1 protein-coding gene is annotated in these 1181 nt (G+C 41.7%); it reads right to left on the reverse strand.

Features of this window, described 5'->3' with window-relative positions; all coding sequences use genetic code 11:
- Positions 1–1153: IS256 family transposase (locus Q4533_RS19610; protein ID WP_303503919.1), on the reverse strand; the 1153-nt coding region annotated here is incomplete at its 3' end.
- Positions 1154–1181 lie beyond the last annotated feature (28 nt).

A 1181-nucleotide genomic window follows, 5' to 3' on the forward strand; every position in this document is an offset into this window, starting at 1 on the left:
TACGCCAGTTTCGGATGGGCATGGTCCATTTTTTACTGGCTTCTTTTATCGCAAGGTAAATCATTTTCTTGGCCGAGTCATCATTAGGAAATACCTTACGTTTTTTCAACGCTCGTCTAATCACGCTATTTAACGACTCTATAGCATTGGTTGTGTAAATGGCCTTACGAATATCCTGAGGATAATTGAAAAACGTATTTAAGTTGTGCCAATGATTATGCCATGACTTGCTGATTTGGGGGTATTGCTCATCCCAGGTATCGCTGAAACGGTCTAATTCAAGTAAAGCTTCCTCCTCCGTTGTTGATTGGTAGATGCTTTTAAGGTCCGCAGTGACTGCCTTGTAGTCTTTCCACGATACGTACTTTAATGAATTTCTGACCATATGTACGATACAGAGCTGTACATGAGTATCTGGATAAACGGTATTGATAGCATCAGGGAAGCCTTTTAAGCCATCAACACAAGCGATGAGAATATCCTCAACGCCTCGTTGCTGTAGTTCAGTGAGGACACCTAACCAAAATTTAGCCCCTTCATTTTCAGCTATCCAAAGCCCCATTAGCTCTTTGTGACCTTCAAGGTTAATGCCTAACGCTAAGAAAATAGATTTGTTAATAACGCGCTTATCCTGACGGATTTTTACGACGATACAATCAAGGTAAACGATTGGGTAAATGGCATCTAAAGGTCGACTTTGCCATTCAATAACTTGCTCTAGAACGGCGTTGGTAACGCGAGAAACTAACGTGGGTGATATCTCTGCGCCGTACCATTCATCAAAGGCTTGAACGATATCACGAGTACTCATGCCTTGAGCGTAGAGCCACAATATTTTATCGTCCATAGAGGTAAATCTGGACTGGTGTTTTTTAACTAACTGAGGTTCGAAACTGCCTTCACGGTCTCGCGGCGTATCAAGCTCAAATTGACCATCTTCAGTTTGAATGCGCTTGCTGGTTTTACCGTTACGGCTATTAGCAGAAGTCGATTTATGGTGTTTCTCATAGCCCAGGTGGTCATCCATTTCGGCATTAAGAGCGGCTTCGACCGTTATCTTTTTGAGCATCTGACTGAATTGATTTAAGTCTTCTGGTGTTTTAATGCTTTTAGCAGCTTCTTTAGCAAAAGCTTCAATATCTTTTTTGTTCATGAGTATCTGCCTATCCTTGACTCTCTAT

Source organism: Shewanella sp. 6_MG-2023 (assembly GCF_030547195.1).
In the GTDB taxonomy this organism is placed as follows: Bacteria; Pseudomonadota; Gammaproteobacteria; order Enterobacterales; family Shewanellaceae; genus Shewanella.